Source organism: Streptomyces sp. NPDC052496 (assembly GCF_040679095.1).
In the GTDB taxonomy this organism is placed as follows: Bacteria; Actinomycetota; Actinomycetes; order Streptomycetales; family Streptomycetaceae; genus Streptomyces.
Genome location: NZ_JBFAUH010000034.1, coordinates 16072 through 37499, shown reverse-complemented (window position 1 = coordinate 37499; position 21428 = coordinate 16072). Strand labels below are relative to the sequence as shown.

Annotated in this window: 21 protein-coding genes; 15 read left to right on the top strand and 6 right to left on the bottom strand. The window is 72.1% G+C overall.

Going from position 1 to position 21428, the window contains the following annotated elements; translation table 11 throughout:
- Nucleotides 1–650: 650 nt before the first annotated feature.
- The 9 genes from AB0L45_RS34055 (at nucleotide 651) to AB0L45_RS34015 (ending at nucleotide 10460) form a co-directional block, all read left to right on the top strand.
- Nucleotides 651–3536, top strand: a complete 2886-nt coding sequence (locus AB0L45_RS34055; RefSeq protein ID WP_365846981.1) for an AAA family ATPase — start codon at nucleotides 651–653, stop codon at nucleotides 3534–3536.
- A gap of 289 nt (nucleotides 3537–3825) precedes the next feature.
- Nucleotides 3826–4191, top strand: a complete 366-nt coding sequence (locus AB0L45_RS34050) for a 6-carboxytetrahydropterin synthase (protein ID WP_365846979.1) — start codon at nucleotides 3826–3828, stop codon at nucleotides 4189–4191.
- Between the two features lie 141 nt (nucleotides 4192–4332).
- Nucleotides 4333–4962, top strand: coding sequence for a 7-carboxy-7-deazaguanine synthase QueE (locus tag AB0L45_RS34045; protein ID WP_365847038.1), 630 nt, complete (start codon nucleotides 4333–4335; stop codon nucleotides 4960–4962).
- Nucleotides 4959–5561 (top strand): GTP cyclohydrolase I FolE, encoded by a 603-nt coding sequence (folE, locus tag AB0L45_RS34040; protein ID WP_365846977.1) that lies wholly within the window; start codon nucleotides 4959–4961, stop codon nucleotides 5559–5561. The genes AB0L45_RS34045 and folE overlap by 4 nt, the downstream gene beginning before the upstream one ends.
- 86 nt (nucleotides 5562–5647) lie before the next feature.
- Entirely contained in the window at nucleotides 5648–6802 is a 1155-nt protein-coding gene (locus AB0L45_RS34035) for an IMP dehydrogenase (RefSeq protein WP_365846975.1), read from the top strand.
- Nucleotides 6799–8154, top strand: a complete 1356-nt coding sequence (gene purB, locus AB0L45_RS34030; protein ID WP_365846973.1) for an adenylosuccinate lyase — start codon at nucleotides 6799–6801, stop codon at nucleotides 8152–8154. Before AB0L45_RS34035 ends, purB begins: the two co-directional genes overlap by 4 nt.
- 1 nt (nucleotide 8155) lies before the next feature.
- Entirely contained in the window at nucleotides 8156–9211 is a 1056-nt protein-coding gene (locus AB0L45_RS34025) for an adenylosuccinate synthetase (protein ID WP_365846971.1), read from the top strand.
- Nucleotides 9208–9738, top strand: a complete 531-nt coding sequence (locus AB0L45_RS34020) for a phosphoribosyltransferase family protein (protein ID WP_365846969.1) — start codon at nucleotides 9208–9210, stop codon at nucleotides 9736–9738. The genes AB0L45_RS34025 and AB0L45_RS34020 overlap by 4 nt, the downstream gene beginning before the upstream one ends.
- A complete protein-coding gene (locus tag AB0L45_RS34015) occupies nucleotides 9735–10460 on the top strand; it encodes an HAD family hydrolase (RefSeq protein ID WP_365846967.1) in 726 nt (241 codons plus the stop codon). The genes AB0L45_RS34020 and AB0L45_RS34015 overlap by 4 nt, the downstream gene beginning before the upstream one ends.
- 111 nt (nucleotides 10461–10571) lie before the next feature.
- Here AB0L45_RS34015 and AB0L45_RS34010 read toward each other — a convergent pair whose 3' ends face one another.
- Genes AB0L45_RS34010 through queC form a run of 4 tightly spaced genes read right to left on the bottom strand, consistent with a single transcriptional unit; the run spans nucleotide 10572 to nucleotide 12468 of the window.
- A complete protein-coding gene (locus tag AB0L45_RS34010) occupies nucleotides 10572–11159 on the bottom strand; it encodes a nitrile hydratase subunit alpha (RefSeq protein ID WP_365846965.1) in 588 nt (195 codons plus the stop codon).
- On the bottom strand, nucleotides 11156–11467 hold the full coding sequence (locus AB0L45_RS34005) for an SH3-like domain-containing protein (RefSeq protein WP_365846963.1): 312 nt from the start codon (nucleotides 11465–11467) through the stop codon (nucleotides 11156–11158). The genes AB0L45_RS34010 and AB0L45_RS34005 overlap by 4 nt, the downstream gene beginning before the upstream one ends.
- Nucleotides 11460–11735, bottom strand: coding sequence for a hypothetical protein (locus tag AB0L45_RS34000; protein WP_365846961.1), 276 nt, complete (start codon nucleotides 11733–11735; stop codon nucleotides 11460–11462). Before AB0L45_RS34000 ends, AB0L45_RS34005 begins: the two co-directional genes overlap by 8 nt.
- A gap of 16 nt (nucleotides 11736–11751) precedes the next feature.
- A complete protein-coding gene (queC, locus tag AB0L45_RS33995; RefSeq protein ID WP_365846959.1) occupies nucleotides 11752–12468 on the bottom strand; it encodes a 7-cyano-7-deazaguanine synthase QueC in 717 nt (238 codons plus the stop codon).
- A gap of 236 nt (nucleotides 12469–12704) precedes the next feature.
- Between queC and AB0L45_RS33990 the strand changes: the two genes are divergently transcribed.
- From AB0L45_RS33990 to AB0L45_RS33980, 3 genes are read left to right on the top strand one after another with little or no spacing between them, the layout of a single operon-like run.
- Entirely contained in the window at nucleotides 12705–13232 is a 528-nt protein-coding gene (locus tag AB0L45_RS33990) for a DUF1269 domain-containing protein (RefSeq protein ID WP_365846957.1), read from the top strand.
- The gene (locus AB0L45_RS33985; protein ID WP_365846955.1) at nucleotides 13229–13648 is read left to right on the top strand and encodes an SHOCT domain-containing protein; all 420 of its coding nucleotides are present in this window, start codon (nucleotides 13229–13231) and stop codon (nucleotides 13646–13648) included. The genes AB0L45_RS33990 and AB0L45_RS33985 overlap by 4 nt, the downstream gene beginning before the upstream one ends.
- 58 nt (nucleotides 13649–13706) lie before the next feature.
- A complete protein-coding gene (locus AB0L45_RS33980) occupies nucleotides 13707–15437 on the top strand; it encodes an alpha/beta-hydrolase family protein (RefSeq protein ID WP_365846953.1) in 1731 nt (576 codons plus the stop codon).
- Nucleotides 15438–15463: 26 nt separating this feature from the next.
- On the opposite strand, the gene AB0L45_RS33975 is transcribed toward AB0L45_RS33980, so the two are convergent.
- Together AB0L45_RS33975 and eno are read right to left on the bottom strand one after the other, a co-directional pair.
- Nucleotides 15464–16207, bottom strand: a complete 744-nt coding sequence (locus AB0L45_RS33975; protein ID WP_365846951.1) for a CPBP family intramembrane glutamic endopeptidase — start codon at nucleotides 16205–16207, stop codon at nucleotides 15464–15466.
- A 111-nt stretch (nucleotides 16208–16318) separates the two neighbouring features.
- Nucleotides 16319–17599 carry a phosphopyruvate hydratase gene (gene eno, locus AB0L45_RS33970; RefSeq protein WP_365846949.1) on the bottom strand — a complete coding sequence of 427 codons (1281 nt, stop codon included), beginning with the start codon at nucleotides 17597–17599 and terminating at the stop codon, nucleotides 16319–16321.
- Between the two features lie 208 nt (nucleotides 17600–17807).
- Between eno and AB0L45_RS33965 the strand changes: the two genes are divergently transcribed.
- From AB0L45_RS33965 to gyrB, 3 genes are all read left to right on the top strand, one after another.
- Nucleotides 17808–18230, top strand: a complete 423-nt coding sequence (locus AB0L45_RS33965) for a MarR family transcriptional regulator (RefSeq protein ID WP_365846947.1) — start codon at nucleotides 17808–17810, stop codon at nucleotides 18228–18230.
- Between the two features lie 65 nt (nucleotides 18231–18295).
- Nucleotides 18296–18832, top strand: a complete 537-nt coding sequence (locus AB0L45_RS33960) for a GNAT family N-acetyltransferase (RefSeq protein WP_365846945.1) — start codon at nucleotides 18296–18298, stop codon at nucleotides 18830–18832.
- A 410-nt stretch (nucleotides 18833–19242) separates the two neighbouring features.
- A complete protein-coding gene (gene gyrB, locus AB0L45_RS33955; protein ID WP_365846943.1) occupies nucleotides 19243–21336 on the top strand; it encodes a DNA topoisomerase (ATP-hydrolyzing) subunit B in 2094 nt (697 codons plus the stop codon).
- The last annotated feature ends 92 nt before the right edge of the window (nucleotides 21337–21428 follow it).

The following is a 21428-nucleotide window of genomic DNA, read 5'->3' as shown; positions in this document are numbered from 1 at the left end:
AAGCCGATGTCCGTGAAGCCGTGTCGGTGACCGCCTTCACCGCGGCGGAGTTCGGCCGCGACGGGCACGACGGGCCGTTCCGGAAGCCCGTCGGGGACGGTACCCACGCGACCCTCACGGCACCGGCGCGGGCCCGTCCGCTGGTCGGGCCCGCCGTCGCGGACCGCTCCGTCCTCCGCGGCAACTGCCCCGGGCACGGACCGGAAGGGTCCGTTTCGTCCTCGTATCCCTCACCTGTGTGAACTACGCTACGGCCCGATGCACCTGATACGTGCGGCATCGACGTGGTACGGCCCGGAAAAGAGCCGCGCCCGTTTCCGGCTTGCGCTCGCCCCCGGGCCGGCTGTCCGCCGTCCCTTTTCCGCACCCCGAACTCACCGCGAGACGGACGGTGTCCCGCCACCACTGCATGCCGCCGGACCCATGACGAGAAGAGACAGCCGGCACGTCGGCCGGCCGGCACCGCTCTTCCGGTCGGCGAGGGCTCCCCCGCGGCCCCAGCGCTCCACGCCCCTGCTCAGCTCCCCGACGCAAAGGCCCCCACACATGAACCGTCGTCCATTGCATACGCAACTCCGTCCTCCCTCCGCACCGAACTCGACCGCACAGCGTCCGACCGCCCGGGGTGCACACGGAGGGAGCAAAGACATATGAGTGTGGCAACGCCGACAGCGGAAGACACGTACCGCGCGAAGGACTCCGCGGTGCTCGCCCCTCGTCCGGAAATGCGGGTGTTACGCCAGGCACTGGCCGACAGCGGCGCCGGACGGGGCGGTCACTGGGTCGTGTACGGAGAAACCGGCGCGGGAAAGACCTCCGTTCTGCGCGCCCTTCGCGAAGAGGCCCGCGTGCTCGGCCACGCGGCCGTGGAACTGAAGTGCACGCCGATGGAGGGGTGCGTACCGTTCGCCACCGCGCGCAAGCTCGTCGCGCTGTTCGGCGCGTCACTCCCGGCGAGAGGTCCCGCCGCGGAAGCCCTGCGCCGGGCCGGCAGAGCGCTTTCGGGCCGTAACGGCTCGGCCGCGGGCCGGGGCTCGGGGCTGGGCGTGGTGCTCACCGGGCTCCAGGAGGCGGCCCAGGCCCTCACCGCGGCGGCCCCGCTGCTCATCACGGTCGACGACATCGGCTCGGCCGACGCCGCCTCGCTGGACTGCTTCTCCTACCTGCTGAACCAGTGCGAGGGAGTGCACCGCCTCCTGATCGTCGCGACGCTGGCCGACGGGGAACCGGTGCAGGCGCCGGCCGCGCTGGAGGGGCTGCGGCTCGGCGCCCGGGGACGTATCGACCTCGGCGGTCTCGACCTGCCGGGCACGGCCGAACTGGTGGCAGCCGTGACCGGCCGGCCGTGTGACGAGGGCCTCGCGGCGGCCTGCCGCACGGCGACGGCGGGCAACCCGCTGTTCCTGCGGGCCCTCGCGCGGTGCCTGCCGGCCCGGCGGCCCGTCCCCGCGCACGAGATCGCCGGGCTGGGGCCGCGAGCCGTCGCCGACCACGTACTGGCCCGGCTCGCGCGGATCTCGGAGCCGGCGTCGGCCATGGCCCGTACGGTCGCCGTACTCGGTGACGACACCGATCCGGCGATGGTCGCGGAGCTGGCGAACCTGGACTGCTCGACGGGCCTGGAGGCGGCGGACGTCCTGGTGCGCACGCGGCTGTTCCACGACGGGGGACAGATGTCGTTCCGCCATCCCGTCGTGGCGGCGGCGCTCCGCGAACAGACCTCCATCGTCGTCAAGAACACCCTGCACATGCAGGCCGCCGAGCATCTGCTCAGCCGTGACGCCCCGGCCGAGCAGGTGGCCGGGCACCTGATGGCGACCACCCTTCCCCTCACGTCCTCCTGGATGGTGGACGCGCTGCGGTCGGCGGCGCGGTCCGCCCTGGTACGGGAGGAAACGGGCACGGCAGTGGGGTACCTGCAACGGGCCGTGCAGGACGCGCGGGGCGTGGACTGGCGGCGGGCGGTCGCGCAGCTCGCGGACGCACAGCTGCTCACCGACCCCTCCGCCGCCATCGGCCGGCTCGCGGAGCTGGCCCGCCAGGGCGTGACCGCCGAAGAGCACCCGCAGCTCCTGGCCCGGCTCGCGGACGCGTCGTTCTTCTTCGCCACCCGCCCCCGGATACGGCACCAGCTGGACGAGGCGGTCGAGGCGGTCGCCGTCTCGCAGCCGCACTACACCGCCGACACACAGCTGTACCGGGCCCTGCACGCGCTGTCCGAGCTGCCCACCAAGGAAGCGTGCGAACTCGGGGACCGCTACCTCGCGTCCGAGCCCCGGGAAGGTGTGCTGCGCAGCGCGGCCGGGGCCCTGAGCGCCGTGAGCGCCTATGCGGCGGGCCGGGGCAGAAAGGCCGCGGTGGACCGGGTGAAGGAGGCGCTACGCGACCCCGACCTGTACGAACTCCCCAACACCGCGCCCCTGTGCGCCGGCACCGCGCTGCTGGCGCACGAGGGCGACCTCGACCTGGCCTCGGAGTACGCCCGGCACGGCATCGCCGTCGCGCGGCGGGAAGGGCGGCAGCTCCAGGTCGCCGCGCTCCTGCCGACCCTGGCGAAGATCGCCCAGGTACGCGGGGACCTGCGCGAGGCGGAGAACCTGCTGCGCACCTGCCTGAAGACCTTCGCGCGGTACGGGGTGTGGCGGGCCAACCCGGCCGCCCTCTGGGCCGGTTCCGTACTGGTCGGCGTCCTGGTCGACCTGGGCGAGCCGGCCGCCGCCCGCACGGTGCTCAGCGAGAGCGGCTGCCACGGCGACCTGCCGGCGATGTGGTCGACGCAGGCGATGCTGGAGCAGCGGGCCCGGGTGCGCATGGCGGCCGGAGAACTCACCGACGCGCTGGAGGACCTGCGCGAGTGCGGCCGGCGCTCGGCGGCGCTGGGCCTGAACAGCGTCGAGTTCGGGGGCTGGCGCCGGCTGGCCGCCGAGGTGCTGCACCAGTTGGGGCGGCCCGACGAGGCGAGGCGGCTGGCGGAGGAGGAGCTGGCGGCCGTACGGGGCCAGGCCACCGACCGTACCCAGGGAGCCGCCCTGCGCACGGCAGCACGGGTCATCGGCGGCGACGCGGGCCTGGGGCCGGCGCGGGAGGCGGTGCGGATCCTGGCGGGCACCCCCGACGTGCTGGAGCTGGCCCGCGCCCAGCTGACGCTGGGCACCCTGCTCGGGGGCACCGGCGACCGGACCGCCGCCCAGGGAACCCTGGCGCAGGCGCACGCGCTCGCGAGCCGCTGCGGTGCGGCGCCGGTCGAGGAACAGGCCCGCGAGCAGCTGCACGCCCTGGGGCGGCAGCACGGCGGCCGGGCCGTGACCGGGCTGCTGTCCCTGACCAGACGGGAGCGGCAGGTACTGGCCGATGCCGTACGCGGCCGCAGCAACGGCGCGATCGCCGACGCCCTCTTCATCACCCGGCGCACCGTGGAGATTCATCTGACCAGTGCCTACCGCAAACTCGGCATCCAAGGGCGCAAGGAGTTCGCGCAGCTCTACAACCGGCAGGAATTGTGGGCCCTGTTGACGGAGGAAACGGCCGGCAGGTGACGACAGGCCGTCCGGGACACCCCTCTCCCGTACGGGCGGCACTCAGATGAGTGGACAGGCGGTCGGAGCATTGCGCTCCGGCCGCCTTCCGGCGTCCTGGAGCTGAACAGGAGGTACGGGTTTCCACGTGCCGGAGCCCGCGGACAAACCTTCGGTGCGGACCGAGAGGCCCGCGCTTTTCCCAGCGCCGAAGATGAACGCGAACCCGGTTCCTGGCCGGAGCGGAGGTCACTCGCCGGCCAGGAACCGGGGAACACGCTTGTTTCCCTTTACCCGAAGGGCGAGTCCGTTGGGATTCCGTATCAGCAAAGAGTTCCACTTCTCCGCGAGCCACCGTCTGGACCACCTCGACGAAGGCCATCCCTGTTCCCGTATGCACGGGCACAACTACGTCGTCGAACTCGAACTGTCCGCCGGCGACGACGCCCTGACCAAGGCCGGCTTCGTCCGTGACTACGGGGAGCTCGCGGCCTTCAAGCAGTGGCTCGACGCCGAACTCGACCACCGGCACCTCAACGACGTGGTCGACGGCCTGAACCCGTCCGCCGAGAACCTGGCGCGGTGGATCCACGAGCGGTGGCGCACCGGCTTCCCGGAGCTGACCGCGGTCCGGGTCTCCGAGACCGACAAGACGTGGGCGGAGTACCGGGCATGACCACGCGGCCCGCGGAGGCCGGGCGGGAGCGGGAAGGGGGTGGCGCCGCGGTGGGACCGAAGCTCGTGGTGAACGAGATCTTCGGCCCCACCTAGCTCCGTACAGGGAGAAGGCCCGTCCGCCGGCCGGCGGTGCGCGTTCCTGCGGCTCGGCGGCTGCAACCTCTCGTGCCGCTGGTGCGACACCCCGTACACCTGGGACTGGTCGGGCATCGGCGACTCCGGCGTCGCGTACGCGCCCCAGGACGAGCTGCACCCGATGCCCTGGCGGGAGGTGCTGGAACGGCTGCTGGCCTACGAGGTCGACCTCATCGTCATCTCGGGCGGCGAACCGCTCAACCAGCAGCGCCGCCTGCTGCCCCTGGTGCGCGCGCTCCGCGACCACGGACGTGACGTGGAGATCGAGACCAACGGCACGGTCGCGCCGGACGCCGGCCTGGTGACCGGCGGCGTGCGGTTCAACGTCTCCCCCAAGCTGTCCCACTCCGGCGACCCCGAGAGCCGGCGGATCGTGCCCGAGGCGCTGCGGGCGCTGGCCGCGGTCCCCGGCACCGCCTTCAAATTCGTCTGCCGCGACGAGGAGGACCTGGAAGAGGTCGCCTCCGTCGTGGACCGCTGCGGCACCCGGCCGGTCTGGATCATGCCCGAAGGCCAGACGTCCGAAGCCACCCACCGACATCTCGCACGGCTCGGCGATCACGTCGTAGCACGCGGATGGAACCTCACCACACGCCTTCACGTGGCCGTGTGGGGCGACAGGAGAGCCATATGACGACGAGCGCCGAAACCCGCACGCTGGAGCTGCCGCGCGAGCACGCGGAGCCGGGCACCGACCCCCTGGAGACGCTGGCACGGCAGCTCCTCACCGAGATCGGTGAGGACCCGGACCGCTCCGGCCTGCGGGACACGCCGGCCCGCTTCGCGCGGTGGTGGAGGGAGTTCACCCAGTACGACCCCGGCCAGGTCGAGACCGTCTTCCCGCTGCACACCGTCGGGCAGCTGGTCACGGTCTCCGACATCCATGTGTGGTCGCTGTGCGAGCACCACCTGCTCCCGTTCTCGTGCACGCTCACGATCGCCTACCGGCCGGCGTCCCACGTGCTCGGGCTCTCGAAGTTCGCCCGTATCGCCCACCGCCACGCGCACCGGCTGCAGATCCAGGAGCGCCTCGTGCACGACATCGCTTCCGAGATCACGGCGGTGACCGGGTCGCCCGACGTGGCCGTGATCGGCAAGGGCGAGCACCTGTGCATGAGCATGCGGGGCATCCGCACGCCGGCGGTGATGACCTCGTCGGCGTTCACCGGGATCTTCGAGGACTTCGGGCCGGCGCGCGACGAGGTCGTGAGCGCGGCCGGCGGACCCCGCTGACCGGGCGGGCCCCGTTCCGCCCCGCCCCGTTCAGCTCCGTCCCGCTCCGTTCCGTCCGCCCCCACCGGCAGACACAGAGAAAGAAGGTGAAACCGTTGCGTGAAATCCCCACCGGCCTCGGGCTCGACGACGTCCTGCTCGTCCCCCAGCGCACCTCGGTCACCAGCCGTTCGCACACCGACGTCAGTACCGAACTCGTCCCGGGCCTGCGGCTGTCCGTACCGATCCTGTCCGCCAACACCCCGTGGTGCACCGGCGCCCGGATGGCCGCCGCCATGGCGCTGGCGGGCGGGCTCGGGGTCATCCACCGGATGCAGACGGCGGAGGACCAGGCGGCCGAGGTGACCGCGGTGAAGAAGGAACATCCCAAGGAGGAGTCCGCCGCCCCGGGCGCCACGGTCGACGAGCGGGGCCGGCTCCGCGCGGCGGCCGCCGTCGGGGTGACGGACGATTACCTCGACCGGGCGGCCCTCCTCGTCGAGGCCGGGGCCGACGCCCTGGTCGTCGATGTCGCGCACGGCCACGCGGACTACGTCCTCAAGGCCGTGGAGCAGCTGAAGTCCCGCTGGCCCGGCGTGCCCCTCGTGGGCGGCAACGTCGCGACTCCCGCCGGCACCAGGGACCTGATCGACGCCGGGGCGGATGCCGTGAAGGTCGGCATCGGGCCCGGCGGCATCTGCACCACGCGGCTGGTGGCCGGCAGCGGCATGCCGCAGTTCACCGCCGTACTGGAGTGCGCGGAGGAGGCCGCGGGGCGCGGCGTGCCGGTCATCGCGGACGGTGGCATCAAGGAGCCGGGCGACGTCGCGAAGGTGCTGGCGGCCGGTGCCCGGACGGCGATGCTGGGCAGCGCGCTCGCCGGTGCCGAGGAGAGCGCCGCCCTTCTGGTGGAGCACGACGGGCGGCCGGCGAAGGTGAGCACCGGGTTCGTGACGTTCGGCATGCAGCTGACCCTCAAGCGGGCCCGCGGTGAGGCGGTGACCAAGGAGGAACTGGCGCAGTACACGCCCGAAGGCGTGGAGGCGACGTGGCCCTTCAGCGGGCCGGCCGCCGGCACGGTGAACCGTTTCGTCGGCGGGCTGCGCTCCGGGATGAGCTACTCGGGCGCGCACACCCTCGCCGAGTTCCGCGAGCGGGCCTGCTTCGTCCGCGTCACCCCCGCCGGCCTGGCCGAGAACCACCCGCACGCCCTCGGACGCGCCCAGCAGGTCCCGCTCGACTACGCGGCGGAGGCGGTGTGACGACCCCGATCGACACCGGCCGGTACGGCAGTCCGCGGATGCGCGCGCTGTTCACCGACCGGGCGCGCTACGAGGCGTTCGTACGGGTGGAGGGCGCGCTGGCCACGGCGCAGGGGCGGTACGGCGTCATTCCGCGGGAGGCGGCCGAAGCCATCGCCGAGCAGGCCCGCACCCACCGCTGCTCCCTGGAGCGCGTCGCCGCGCTCGAAGAGACGAGCCGCCACGAGCTGTTCGCCGCCGTACAGGAATTCGCCGAGTCCTGCGGCGCCCACGGCGCGTGGGTGCACTACGGGGCGACCAGCAGCGACATCCTGGACACCGCGCTCGCGCTCCAGCTCACCGAGGCCATCGCGCTGCTGGAGGAGGACCTGCGGGACCTCCTCACCGCGCTGCTGGCACGGATCGACGCGGTCGGTGACCACGTGATGATCGGCCGTACCCACGGCCAGCAGGCCCAGCCGGTGACGCTCGGATTCAAGCTGGCCATCGTGCTGGACCGGTTCGTGCGCTGCCTGGAACGGCTGGCCCAGGCCAAAGAGCGGGTCGTCATGGGCAAGATCGCGGGGGCGGTGGGGTCGCTCGCCGGGATCGGCGCGCACGGCCCCGAGGTGCAGCGGGAGACGCTGCGGGAGCTGGGCCTCCCGGAACCGGCCGTCTGCGCCCAGGCAGTGGCCCGGGACCGGATCGCCGAGTTCTTCTGCTGGGCGGGGCTGACGGCCGCCTGCCTGGAGGACCTGGCGACCGAGGTACGCAACCTGCAGCGTACGGAGATCGGCGAGGTCGCCGAACCGTTCGCCGAGGGCGGCCAGATCGGCAGCTCCGCCATGCCGCACAAGCGCAACCCCGTACAGAGTGAGCGCATCTGCAGCCTGGCGCGGCTGGTGCGCTCGCTCGTCGGGCCCGCGCTGGAGAACGTGACGAGCTGGCACGAGCGGGACCTGGCCAACTCCGCCAACGAACGGTTCACCCTGCCCGAGGCGTGCGTCCTGCTGGACGAGATGCTGACCACCGCCACGTACGTGATCGACGGCCTGCGGGTCTTTCCCGACCGGATGCGGCACAACCTGGAGCACTCGCACAACGAGCACCTCAGCGAGGCGGTCCTGCTGCTCCTCGTCCAGCGCGGCATGGACCGCCTGGCGGCGTACCGCCTGCTCCAGGAGGCCACCGGCCGGGCCACGGGCGAGGACGGCGACATGGTCGACGCCCTGCTGGCCCATCCGCGCCTCGCCGGCCGGCTCGACGCGGAAGAGGTCCGCCGGCTGGCTGCCGCGGGGGCCGACGTCGGGCACTGCCGGGACCTGACCGCCGCGGCCGTCAAGCGCGCCGAGCACATCGTCCAAGGAGGATGACATGCCCTGCACCATCATCGTGGGCGGCCAGTGGGGTGACGAGGCCAAGGGCAAGATGGCCAGTTACCTGGCGCTCAAGGACGGCGTGGACCTCGCGGTGCGCGCCGGCCTCGGCCCGGGAGCCGGGCACACCATCGTGCACGGCGGACGGACGCACAAACTGCGCCAGGTCCCGAGCGCCGTGGTCAACGAGCGGACCCGGCTGCTGCTCGGCGCCGGTGTGCTCGTCAATCCGGAGGTACTGCTGCGGGAGATCGACGAGCTGGGGGTGGCCGACCGTATCGGCGTCGACTTCCGGGCGACCGTCATCGACCCCGGGCACGTCGAGGCCGAGCAGCGCGACCGCAATCTCACCGACACGGTCCGCAGCACCGGCAGCGGACACGGCCCCGCTCTCGCGGCACGCGCACTGCGCAACGCCCGCCGGGCGATGGACGTACCCGAACTGGCCCCCTACCTGGCGGACGTCGCCGTGGAGGTCAACGGCGCGGTGGACGCGGGCGCGCAGGTCCAGGTGGAGGGGACGAACGGGTTCGGCCTGTCGGTCCTGTACGGGACCTACCCGCACACGGTCGGCAAGGACAGCACGGCGAGCACGGCGGCCGCGGACGCCGGGCTGGGTCCGCTGGCCGTGGACGACGTGGTCCTGGTCTTCCGGGCCTACCCCACCCGCGTCGGGGCCGGCGCGTTCCCGACGGAGCTGCCCGAGCAGGAGGCGGAGCGCATCGGGGTCGAGTACGGCACGGTGACCGGACGGCGCCGGCGGATGGGCCGCTTCGACCTGGAGCAGGCCCGGGAGGCCGTACGGATCAACCGGCCCTCGCGCATCGCCGTCAGCTTCCTCGACTACCTGGCGCCGGAGGTCCGGGGGCAGCAGGAGGGCCCGCTGCCGCCCGGCGCGGCGGCCGGCCTCGTCGAAGAGATCGAACGCGAGCTGGGCGTACGGGTCGAGCTCCTCGGCACCGGACCGGGTACGGACGAGGTCATCGACCTGAGGCCCGCCCCCGCCGGCGCCGGCACCACAGCCCCCCTCCTCCGCACAAGGAGCACCGCATGACCGCCGGACCGTCCCTGTGGAAGCGGCAGCGACTGCTCACCATGAGCTGGCAGACGCTCGGTACGCTGCTGACCGGCCTCGCCGAGGAGATCCGCGCCGCGGGCCCCCTCCCGGACACCGTCGTCGGTATCACCCGCGGCGGGCTCACCCCAGCCGTCGCCCTGGCGCACCGGCTGGACGTACCGGAGTTCCGGATCATGGGCATCCCGCGCAACTCCTCCAACAGCCGGTACAGCGAGCGCGGCGCGGCGGCACTGGAGTACGTCGTCCCGGACACCCCGCTGACGGGCAAGCGCGTCCTGGTCGTCGACGACATCATGGGCGACGGCGGCACGATGGAGACCGCGGTCGGCACCCTGCGTGCCCTGGACGCCGCGGAGATCCGCACCGCGGTCCTGGTGCGCAACCAGAACTGCGCCGGCCGGCCGGACCACCAGGGCGTCGAGGTCGACGACTGGACGGTCTTCCCGTGGGAGGCTCCGCCGGGCCCGGCGGAGCCGACCGTGCCGCTGGAGGCCGTGCGGTGACGCTCCCCAGCGCGTCCGGGGCGCGGGTCTCCCGTGCCCCGGCGCGGCCCTCCCCCGCCACGGTCGTCTTCGACCGGGACGGCACCCTGCTGGACTTCTACGACATGTTCCACCGCTTCATCGTCGACCTGCACGACGCCCACGGGGTGGCGCCGCCCTCCCGGGAGGTGATCCTCGCGTACGAGTACTGGCAGACGATCACCAGCGGCCGGCTGCGCATCGGGGACACGGTCGTCCGCGACCGCGTGGACGAGGTGGTCCACCGCTACATGCCGCACGGCCGCCTCTTCCCCGGCACCGCGGAAGCGGTACGTGACCTGGGCGCGGCCGGCGTACGCGTGGTGCTGGTGAGCAGCTGGGTCGGCACCGCGGCGACCGGGGAACTCCTCGAACGGTACGGACTGCGCGGCGCGTTCGGCGCCGTCCTGACCCGCGACGACCTGGCGGCCGACGCGTCCCTGGCCACCGACGCGGAGTGCAAGACGGTCCTCGCCCGCCGGGCCCTGGCCGAGGTGGGACACCAGCCGGGCGACGCCCTGTACCTGGTCGGGGACACCTCGGCGGACATCGCTTCGGCCCGGATGCTCGGGGCCCGGGCCATCGGCGTGCGCACCGGAAACGGCAGCCGGCTGGCCGCGGTACCGGACGCCGGCCCGGACCGTCTCGTGGCCTGCGCCGCCGAGGCCGCGGCCGTCATCCTGCGGGAGGTGCGCGCGGGGTGAGCCGCGTCCCGGCGCCTGCCGACGCGCGACGGGCTGCTCTCCCCGTCCGGCCCTGAGCAGCCGGACGGGGAGAGCAGCCCGTCGTTTTCCTTGTCCTCCCCTTCCGGCTGCTCACACAGGAGCCGTGCCGATGAGTCCGGCCCGCGTCACGCGTGCGGCCAGACCCTCCTCGTCCAGCCCCTCCGTCCCCGCGGGACGCCGCGGCAGCACCATGTACCGGGCCTCGGCGCTGGCGTCCCAGACCCGGACGTCCACCTCCGCCGGCAGTACGGTGCCGAACTCGGCCAGCACGGCACGCGGCTCACGTACCACGCGTGCCCGGTACGCGTCGCTCTTGTACCAGCTCGGTGAGGGGCCGAGCAGCAGCACCGGGTAGCAGGAACACAGGGTGCACACCACGACGTTGTGCACGGTGGGTGTGTTGGCGACGACCCGCAGGTGCTCGTCGTCGGCCAGCAGCCCGTCGAGGCCCATCTCGCGCAGCGCCGCGGCCGGCTCCCCGAGCAGCAGGTCCCGGAAGTCCGGGCTGGTCCAGGCACGGGCGACCAGGCGGGCCCCGTTGAACGGCGTGGCCCGCGAGAGGTTGTGCTCCAGAATGGTGTCGAGCTGCTCGTCGGTGACGAGGCCGGCGGCGATGACGCGTTCTTCCAGCCTGCGGACCCGGGCGGCGATGGGGAGGCTGACGTGTTCGGTACTCATGATGTTTCTCCTCCAAGGCCCCGGGCCGTCTCGGCGGCCGGTTCCAGGTAGCACTCCCACAGGTCGATCAGGACGAGGTGTGTCCCGCTGCCCCACAGGTCGCGCGCTGCGAAGCGCACGGTGTAGACGGGAAGGACCCGGAACGGATCCCGGCGCCGGGCCACGTCGTCGGGAAGCGGGCAGGGCGGTTGTACGGTGACGACGTGCCCGAGGTGACCCCGTACGTACCGGGGCACCCGGGTGTGGTGGGGCGGATCCGCCGGGCGCACCCGGACCGGATCCCCGACGGAGAACCGCCGTTCACCCACGGGAGGGAATCCCCTTCTCGTCCAGGAGGAGTTCCATGCCCATGAGCACCCGCTCGTAATAACTGGCCGCGAGGTAATCGTTGGGCGGGACGCGCTCCTCGGCGTCGCGGAGTTCCGAGGCGGTCCAGACACCGGCCATCGCCAGGCCGATCAGCACGGCGAACACCCGTGCTTCCCAGTCGTGCCGCCACGGGTGCGGCGGTTCCGCACCGTCCATCGGAATGCTGCCGTAACCGAAAGTGCCGCCGATGTCGTTCAGCCGTGCCATCAGTTTCCCGGTCCTTTCACGGCGCTGCGAATTCGGTGGCGGCGTCGAGGTATTCCGTCGGGTCCGGCACGTCCGCGTCACGGAATGCCTCACGGCGTTCGTAACACGTACCGCAGGTACCGCAGTGGAGTTCTCCGCCGCGGTAGCACGACCAGCTCTTGTCCAGCGGGGCTTCCAGCCGGCTCCCGTACCGCGCGATGTCCGTCTTGCTCCAGTGGATGAATGGCGCTTCCACCCGCGGCGTGGCGAATCCCTCGTTCGCGACCCGGACGAGTCCGTCCAGCGCCTCGACGAACGCCGGCCGGCAGTCGGGATAGACGAAATGGTCACCGGCGTGCATTCCGAGAGCCACGATGCCGGCCTGCCGCGCGACCGCGGCGCCCACCGCCACATTGGCCAGGATGGCATTGCGGTTGGGGACGACGGTGGCCCGCATCGACTCCTCGGCGTAGTGCCCTGAGGGGACGTCGACCTCACTGTCGGTCAGGGCGGAGCCGCCCAGCAGGACCCCGATACCGCTCAGGTCCACCACATGGTGTTCCGCGCCGTAGTGCCCGGCGATCGTCCGGGCCGCGTCGATCTCCCGGCGGTGGCGCTGACCGTAGTCGACCGTCACCGCGGTGAGCCGGTAGCGCAGCATGGCGTAATGGGCGAGCAGCGTCGTGGAGTCCATGCCGCCGGACAGCACGACGACGGCGCTGAACGGGTCGGCCTCGACCGGCGATTCGGGCAAGACGCACCTCCTGGGTGTCGGGGGAACGACGCGCCGCGCAGCCGGCCGCCGTCTTCGATCACCACCCAGCGTCCCGGCAGCCACCCCGCCGGGCCTCACGGTGCCGTCCGAGATTTCACGGACCGGACCGAGAGAAAGCGCCGGGGCCCCGAGCATCACCTCCTACGGGGGATGCCGGGACCGCCCGGTCTGTCGCTCAATGGCGGTCCACTCCCAGGGAGACAGGAGGGCCCGGCATGACGACCGAGACCGGCCCCGTACAGCTGCTGACGATCGCGTTCGGCCCGGACGCGAAGTTCGAGGGGCGGATCATCGAGGAACTCGACGGCCTCACGGCCGCGGGCCAGATCCTCGTACTGGACCTGCTGGTCGTACAGAAGCAGCCCGGCGGTGACCTCGTCTCCGTCGGCTACCAGGCGGAAGGCATGGGCGACACGGTCAGCGCCCTGCTCGGACTGGGTCCGGGCGGCCTGCGGGGAGCGGAGGCGGCGTTCCCGTCCCTGGCACCGGGCCGCGCCTTCGGCCTCGGCGCGGACGACGTCCGGCAGCTCGCCGACTCCCTGGACCCGGGCACCACCGCGGCTTTCCTGCTGCTCGAACACCGCTGGGCGCGGAAGCTGCGGCACCTGGTCCGTGAGCAGGGAGGCGTGCCCGTGGCCGAGGGGTTCCTCACCGAAGAAGCGGTCGCCCCCATCGCCGCGGAGCTGCTCGCCGCCGCCACACGGCTGGACGAGGGGCCGACGGGAGAAAGGGGAGGGTCATGAGCGGTTCCGTCACCCTCGCGTACGACTATCCGCTGCTCGGCGTCTTCTGGACCACGTTCTGGCTCTTCATGTGGGTGCTGTGGTTCTTCCTGCTCTTCCGCGTCATCGGCGACATCTTCCGTGACGACGGGATGAACGGCTGGGCCAAGACCGGCTGGATCCTCTTCGTCCTGGTGCTGCCCTTCCTCGGCGTCCTCGTCTACGTCCTCGCCCGGGGCCGCGGCATGGGCCGGCGCGAGGTGAACCGGGCGCAGGCCCAGCAGGAGGCGTTCGACGCGTACGTACGCCGGACCGCCACGGCGGGCACGCCCCGCGCCACCCCGGCCGACGAGCTGACGAAGCTCTCCCAGCTCAGGGAGCGCGGCGACATCTCGGAGGAGGAGTTCCAGCGGGCGAAGGGCGTGGTCCTGCACTGACTTCGGTGGTGGCACCGGTGGTCGTGCTGTCCTGGCGGGTTCCCGGACGGAGGTAGCCATGGCGGGAGACATCGCAGGGTCACCGGCCGGCCCCTCTCCTCAGGAGGGCGGCGGGGCGGCGGCCGACGGCTCCGGTCCGTCGTCGCCGAAGCTCCGCCGTCGCCGGGGGCTGTGGTCCGTCACCCTGCCCGGGTGCTGGGGAGCGCTGCTGTTCGCCTGCCTCTCCTTCACCCCGTCGCTGCTCCCGCGCGGCGGCATCCTGCAGGGCCTGATCTGCGGTATCGACGCGGCCCTCGGGTACGCGGCCGGGGTGCTCGCCGCGCGGGTGTGGCGCGCGTTCGCCGACCGGGAGCCGCGGCCTCCGCGGCGCAGGTCCTGGACCGTCTTCTTCCTCGGCGCGGTCCTCCTCTTCGGCCTCTCCTTCGGCTTCGGGCAGTACTGGCAGTACCGGATCCGCCGGCTGATGGATACGCCCGACTACAACGTCCCGCTCGGCGTGGCGTCCCCCCTCTTCGCGGCCCTGGTCTTCGGCCTCCTCCTGCTGACCGCGCGCGGCATCCGCGGCGTCTACCGCCGGCTCGTGCGTCTGCTCAAGCGCTGGATCGGGCCGCGCGCCGCGACCGCCGTCGGCTGGGCCGTGGTCGCCGCGCTCGTGTGGGCGTTCGTCACCGGGCTGCTGCTCGACGGCCTCGTCGGCCTCGCCAACCAGGCGTTCTCGCTCCGCGACACGACGACCGAGGAAGGGGCGCACCGGCCCACGTCGACCCTGCGCTCGGGCGGTCCCGGTTCGCTCGTACCGTGGGACTCGCTGGGCCTGCAGGGGCGCAACTTCACCGGCACCGGCCCCTCGAAGGCCGCCATCGAGAAGTTCACCGGCCGCCCGGCGGCGGAACCGGTCCGGTCCTACGCCGGACTGGCGTCGGCCGACAGCGCGGAGTCCCGTGCCGCGCAAGCGGTCGCCGACCTGACCCGGCAGGGCGGCTTCGAGCGCGCGAACCTGCTCGTGGTGACGACGACCGGCAGCGGCTGGGTCGACCCCGCCGCGGTGGACTCCTTCGAGTACCTCAGCGGTGGTGACTCCGCCACCGTCGCGACCCAGTACTCCTACCTCCCGTCGTGGCTCTCCTACCTGGTCGACCAGACCAAGGCGCGCGAGGCGGGCCGCGCCCTCTTCGACGCCGTGTACGACACCTGGTCGAAACTGCCGCCCGACCGGCGCCCCCGGCTGTTCGTCTCCGGGGAGAGCCTGGGGTCCTTCGGCGGTGAGACCGCCTTCAGCGGGGAGTACGACCTGCGCAACCGCACCGCGGGCAGCCTGTTCGCCGGCCCGCCCGCCTTCAACTCGCTGTTCCGGGAGTTCAGTGACCGCCGGGACGCCGGCAGCCCCGAGGTCCAGCCCGTCTACAAGGACGGGCGCACCGTCCGGTTCGCCAATGACCCGGCGGCCGCGATCCCGCCCGCCGACCGGCCCTGGAACGGCAGCCGTGTCCTCTATCTCATGCACCCGTCCGACCCGATCGTCTGGTGGAGCCCGCGCCTCGTCTACCGGGAACCGGACTGGATCGGCCAGCATCCGGGCGGCGACGTACTCGAACAGATGGTGTGGCTGCCGGTGGTGACCTTCTGGCAGGTCACCGCGGACCTGCCGTTCGCCGCCGACGTCCCGCGCGGCCACGGTCACACGTACACCACCGAGTACGTGGACGGCTGGAACGCCGTCATGCGGCCCCCGGACATCACCGCGCAGGACCTCGGCCGGCTCAAGGACGTCATCGCGGCCGAGAAGTGACCCGTACGCGCTCCGGCCCCGCCCGGTCACCGCAGCAGGTAGCCGGCCAGGTACCCGAACGCGTTGACCGCCCAGTGCAGGCCCATGGGCGCCAGGAGACTTCCGCTGCGGCGGCGCAGCTCGCAGAAGAGCACCCCCGCCGCCCCGGTGAACAGCACCGCCGCGACGACGGCGGCCACCGCACCGGGCACGGAACGGCCGAACACCGGCGTCAGGGCGGGCTTGGCAGCCGCCAGCCCCAGCGACGGCAGCACATGCCACACCCCGAACAGCGCACTCGACACGGCCGTCGCCCACACCGTGCCCCGAGCCCGGCGCACCGAGCCGTACAGCACGCCCCGGAAGGCGACCTCCTCCAGCAGCACCGTGCCGACCGGCACCGTGACCAGGACACGCAACGCCACCTGGCCACCGGTCAGCCCGCCGTACCGCGCGTCCGCGAACAGCCCCCGCGTCACCGGCAGCGACGCCGCCACCGCGTACCCCACGCCGACCAGCCCGGCCGACACCAGCGCCCAGCACGCGCCACGCTTCAGTGACCCGGCGCCCAGTCCCGCGTCCGCCCAGGACCCGCCGGCCCGGAACAGCACCCCGAGCAGCAGCACGCAGACCACGACCGCGGTCAGCGGCCCGAACGCCGGCGCCCACCAGTTGTTGACCGGATCGGCGACCGCCAGCACGGCCACGGTGACACCCACGGCCACACCGGTGCCCATCGGCCGCGCCACCCGCACGGCGTCACCGGCCGCACCGGTTTCCTTCCGCCTCATGGCATCGCCCCTACGGAGGCCGCCCGCCGAGCACCACCGAGGGTGCGCCGGCCGTCGCGCTCATCCTGCACCCGGCGACCGCCGCGGTCCACGGCTCGGCTCCGGCTCAGGTCACCGGCGGCGCAGCGCTTCCGTGCCGGCGTAGCGGGCACTGCCGCCCAGCTGCTCCTCGATACGGATGAGCTGGTTGTACTTGGCGGTACGGTCGGAGCGGGACAGCGAGCCGGTCTTGATCTGGCCGCAGCCCGTGGCCACCGCCAGATCCGCGATCGTCGTGTCCTCCGTCTCCCCCGAGCGGTGCGACATGACGACGGTGTAGCCCGCCCGGTGGGCGGCGTCGACGGTGGCCAGCGCCTCCGTCAGGGTGCCGATCTGGTTGACCTTCACCAGGACCGAGTTGGCGACGCCGGACTCGATGCCCTCGCGCAGGATGGTCTCGTTCGTGCAGAACACGTCGTCGCCGGTGAGCTGGCAGCGCGCGCCGACCCGTGCGGTCAGGTCCCGCCACCCCGTCAGGTCGTCCTCGGCCATCGGGTCCTCGATGGACACGACCGGGTAAGCGTCGATCAGCTCGACCAGGTAGTCCGCGTGTTCGGCGGGCGTACGCCGGACCCCTTCCCCGGCGTAGTCGTAGACGCCTTCGCGGAAGAACTCGGACGAGGCCGGGTCCATGACCAGGCCGACGTCCGTGCCCGGCCGGTAGCCCGTGCGCTCGACGGCGGCCACCACGAAGTCGAGGGCCTCCTCCGCGGTGCGCAGGGCGGGCGCGAAGCCCCCCTCGTCGCCCACGCCCGTGGAGTGCCCGGCGGCGAGCAGGTCACGGCGCAGCGTGTGGAAGATCTCGGAGCCCATCCGCACGGCCTCGGCGAAGCTCTCCGCGCCGATCGGCGCCACCATGAACTCCTGGAAGTCCAGGGGATTGTCGGCGTGCGCGCCCCCGTTGACGATGTTCATCATCGGTACGGGCAGCAGCCGGGCACCGGAGCCGCCGAGGTAGCGGTAGAGCGGCAGGCGGTGGGCGGCGGCTGCCGCCTTGGCGGTGGCCAGGGAGACCCCGAGGATCGCGTTGGCACCGAGCCGGGACTTGGTCGGGGTGCCGTCCGTGGCGACGAGTACGGCGTCCAGACCGGCCTGGTCCTCGGCCTCGCGACCGGTGACGGCGGCTGCCAGCTCCGTATTGACGTGACGTACCGCCTGGTCGACGCCCTTGCCGTGCCACCGGGCCGGGTCGCCGTCGCGGAGTTCGACGGCTTCGCGGGCGCCGGTCGACGCGCCGGAGGGGACCGCGGCCCGGCCGGTGGATCCGTCCGCCAGCTCCACGTCCACTTCGACGGTGGGGTTGCCCCTGCTGTCGAGGACGCGGCGGCCGGTGACGGAAGTGATGGCGGTCATGGGAGTCCTTCCCGTTGTCGCATACGTGCCGGGTTCGGCTGCGGCGACGGTGGCGCTGGACCCGGCACGGAATACTCTACAGCCATGCTGTGCAGTTGTGCTGCACAGCTGAGCTGTTCAGTTCTGCTGCTCAGATGGGCTGCACAGCCACCCTGTACAGCTATCCTGTACAGTTACGCTGTACAGTCGTGCTACGTTAAAATGCGGTATGCCCCTTCCGGAATCCGCCGCCGTCGCGGCCGAACTGCGCACCGCGATGGGAAAGCTCACGCGGCGCGTGAAGCTCGAGGACCAGATGCCGCTCGGCCAGGTGGCCGTCCTCGGCTCACTGGACCGCAGCGGCGCGATGACGACCAGCGAACTGGCGGCCGATCAGCGGGTGCGCCCCCAGTCCATGGCCCGAGCCGTCGGACTGCTCATGGAGCAGGGCCTGATCACACGCCGCGCGCACCCGACCGACGGCCGCAAGAGCCTGGTCGAACTCTCCGCCGCGGGCCGGGCACTGCTGGAGGAGGAGCGAGGGCGCAGGACGGACTGGCTCGCGCGGGCGATCGAGGCGGAACTGACCGGGGAAGAACGGGAGTTGCTGGCGCGGGGCATCGGGCTGGTGGAGAGGCTCGCGGCGCACTAGGCACAGCACCTCCAGAAGGCAACTCCCCCATGGCCACCGCTCGGCGGAGAGATCACCATGTGGGGATGCCTGAGAACCGAGCCACTGCGGCACCGACCGTCACACCACTCCCCCAGTACACGAAGGCCGACCAGGAGGAGATCCTCGGCAGCGGCGAGGACCCCTTCGGTGTCGCCTCGACCGGCCTGACCTGGCTGCCGAAGGACCAGCACTTCGGCATCCGGCACGACGGCCGGCTCGTGGCCCATGCCGGCCTGCTGCGACTGCCCATAGCGATCGGCGACACCGAGACCGAGGTGGTGGGCGTCGGCGGAGTGGCCGTCGCACCCGGGATGCAGGGCCAGGGGCTGGCGCGGCTCGTCGTCACCGCCACACTGGAGCACGCCCGCACCATGGGCCCCCGGCACGCACTTCTGTTCTGCCGGCCGCCCCTCGTCCCGCTCTACCAGCGCCTCGGGTGGCACCCGCTCGACGAGGACGTCTACGTCGAACAGCCCGAAGACCGCCTGGTACTCATGCCGCTGCGGACGATGGTGACGCCCCTGCACGACGGCGCACGCTGGCCTTCGGGGTCGGTCCGGCTGCTCTCGCTGCCCATGTGACGGACCTCTTCAGGCCGGACCGCGGCCGCCTCCCGGACCGGGTGCACAGCCGCCACAAGGGCCTGCTTCCGAGCGCGGGCGTCACGCCCGAAAAAGCTCCAGTAGCCCTGCGCGCCAGAGCCCCCAGAAAGGCCCCCTGCTCCATTCTCCGGAGTTTTCCTGCTTCGCGGGCAGGGGGGATTGCCCGGCGGGTCGATCGGCGAGGAGGCGGGCGCCTGGGCGGCTTCTCGATCCAGGTTCCCCCTGAGTCTTCGCTACTCTGAGGAACGTCTCGCCGCCCTCCCGGCGCCGGGATCCGCGGCCCCGAGGGTCTTCTTCGGCGTGCCCGCGACACGTCTTCCGTCCAGCGATCCGACCGCTCCCGCGCCGCGATGTGCGGGAGCGCGGTGTGCTGCGCCCGAAAAGAGAGCATGGTGACTACTTCCGGCACTCACGCCACCTCCGGCATCTCCGTCACTCCCGCCACCTCCGTCACCCCCGGCGCCGAGCAGAACGGCCACGCCGGGTCTGCCGCGGATGCCGCGGATGCCGCGTACGACGCCACCGCGATCACAGTCCTGGACGGGCTCGACGCCGTACGCAAGCGGCCCGGCATGTACATCGGCTCCACCGGCGAGCGGGGCCTGCACCATCTGGTGCAGGAGATCGTCGACAACTCCGTCGACGAGGCGCTGGCCGGGGTGGCCGACCGGATCGATGTGACGATCCTGGCCGACGGCGGCGTACGCGTGATCGACAACGGACGCGGCATCCCGGTGGGCATGCACCCGGTGGAGAAGAAGCCGGCCGTGGAACTCGTCCTGACGGTGCTGCACGCGGGCGGCAAGTTCGGGGGCGGCGGGTACGCGGTCTCCGGCGGTCTGCACGGTGTGGGCCTGTCGGTGGTCAACGCGCTCTCGACCAGGCTGTCGGTGGAGATCTGGACCGACGGCTTCCGGTGGACGCAGGAGTACGAGGACGGAGTGCCGACAGCGCCCCTGGTCCGCCACGAGGCCACCCCGAAGACGGGCACGTCCCTGACGTTCTGGGCGGACGGCGGCATCTTCGAGACCACCGAGTACTCCTTCGAGACGCTGGCCAGACGGTTCCAGGAGATGGCTTTCCTCAACCGGGGGCTGACCCTGACCCTCACCGACGAGCGCGCGTCGGCCCGCGCGACGGCCGCGGCCGACGAAGCGGGTCCGGACACCGCCGGGGAGCGGGCCGCGAAGACGGTCTCCTACCGCTACGACGGCGGCATCGCCGACTTCGTCGCCTACCTCAATGCCCGCAAGGGGGAGCCGGTCCACCCCTCTGTCGTCCCCATCGCCGCCGAGGACACCGGGCGGCTGCTGTCGGTGGAGGTGGCGATGCAGTGGAACAGCCAGTTCGCCGACAGCGTCCACTCGTACGCCAACACCATCCACACCCACGAGGGCGGCACCCATGAGGAGGGCTTCCGCACGGCGCTGACCACCGTCGTCAACCGGTACGCGCGGGAGAAGAAGCTGCTGCGGGAGAAGGACGGCAACCTCGCGGGTGAGGACATCCGCGAGGGCCTGACGGCGATCATCTCGGTCAAGCTCGGTGAGCCCCAGTTCGAGGGCCAGACCAAGACCAAGCTGGGCAACAGCAAGGCCAGGACGTTCGTACAGAAGGTCGTGCACGAGCAGCTGACGGACTGGTTCGACAGCAACCCCCATGAAGCGGCCGACATCGTCCGCAAGGCCACGCAGGCGGCCACCGCCCGGCTGGCGGCCCGCAAGGCCCGGGACCTGACCCGCCGCAAGGGCCTGCTGGAGTCGGCGGCCCTGCCGGGCAAGCTGTCCGACTGCCAGTCCGACGATCCGGTGCGGAGCGAGATCTTCATCGTCGAGGGCGACTCGGCCGGCGGCTCGGCCAAGTCCGGCCGCGACCCGCGGTACCAGGCGATCCTGCCCATCCGCGGCAAGATCCTCAATGTCGAGAAGGCCCGGATCGACAAGATCCTGCACAACCAGGAGGTCCAGTCGATGATCTCCGCGTTCGGCACGGGCGTGCACGAGGACTTCGACATCGAGAAGCTCCGCTACCACAAGATCATCCTGATGGCGGACGCCGACGTCGACGGCCAGCACATCAACACCCTGCTGCTCACCTTCCTCTTCCGCTTCATGCGACCGCTGATCGAGCACGGGCACGTCTACCTCTCCCGCCCGCCGCTCTACAAGATCAAGTGGAGCCGGAACCACGTGGAGTACGCCTACTCCGACCGCGAACGCGACGTACTGCTGGAACGGGGCCGACAGCACGGCCACCGGGTCAGGGACGACTCCATCCAGCGGTTCAAGGGCCTGGGCGAGATGAACGCCGAGGAACTGCGCGTCACGACCATGGACCAGCAGCACCATGTCCTGGGCCAGGTGACCCTCGACGACGCGGCCGTCGCCGACGCCCTCTTCTCCGTACTGATGGGCGAGGACGTCGAGGCCCGGCGCTCCTTCATCCAGCGCAACGCCAAGGACGTCCGCTTCCTGGACATCTGAGCGCGCCGGCAGCCTGGGGGGCCGCCCTCGCCCGTCCCCGCCCGTCCGTAGTTCTTCGCATCGAAGTCGTCCTTCACGGCCATGGGTCGGCG

Bases quoted from the DNA above. Each gene is read 5' to 3' on its own strand.
- AB0L45_RS34055 (WP_365846981.1), top strand. From the start codon at position 651: ATGAGTGTGGCAACGCCGACAGCGGAAGACACGTACCGCGCGAAGGAC.
- folE (WP_365846977.1), top strand. From the start codon at position 4,959: ATGACGACGAGCGCCGAAACCCGCACGCTGGAGCTGCCGCGCGAGCAC.
- AB0L45_RS34025 (WP_365846971.1), top strand. From the start codon at position 8,156: ATGCCCTGCACCATCATCGTGGGCGGCCAGTGGGGTGACGAGGCCAAG.
- AB0L45_RS34020 (WP_365846969.1), top strand. From the start codon at position 9,208: ATGACCGCCGGACCGTCCCTGTGGAAGCGGCAGCGACTGCTCACCATG.
- AB0L45_RS34010 (WP_365846965.1), bottom strand. From the start codon at position 11,159: ATGAGTACCGAACACGTCAGCCTCCCCATCGCCGCCCGGGTCCGCAGG.
- AB0L45_RS34000 (WP_365846961.1), bottom strand. From the start codon at position 11,735: ATGGCACGGCTGAACGACATCGGCGGCACTTTCGGTTACGGCAGCATT.
- AB0L45_RS33990 (WP_365846957.1), top strand. From the start codon at position 12,705: ATGACGACCGAGACCGGCCCCGTACAGCTGCTGACGATCGCGTTCGGC.
- AB0L45_RS33985 (WP_365846955.1), top strand. From the start codon at position 13,229: ATGAGCGGTTCCGTCACCCTCGCGTACGACTATCCGCTGCTCGGCGTC.
- AB0L45_RS33980 (WP_365846953.1), top strand. From the start codon at position 13,707: ATGGCGGGAGACATCGCAGGGTCACCGGCCGGCCCCTCTCCTCAGGAG.
- AB0L45_RS33975 (WP_365846951.1), bottom strand. From the start codon at position 16,207: ATGAGGCGGAAGGAAACCGGTGCGGCCGGTGACGCCGTGCGGGTGGCG.
- eno (WP_365846949.1), bottom strand. From the start codon at position 17,599: ATGACCGCCATCACTTCCGTCACCGGCCGCCGCGTCCTCGACAGCAGG.
- AB0L45_RS33965 (WP_365846947.1), top strand. From the start codon at position 17,808: ATGCCCCTTCCGGAATCCGCCGCCGTCGCGGCCGAACTGCGCACCGCG.
- AB0L45_RS33960 (WP_365846945.1), top strand. From the start codon at position 18,296: ATGCCTGAGAACCGAGCCACTGCGGCACCGACCGTCACACCACTCCCC.
- gyrB (WP_365846943.1), top strand. From the start codon at position 19,243: ATGGTGACTACTTCCGGCACTCACGCCACCTCCGGCATCTCCGTCACT.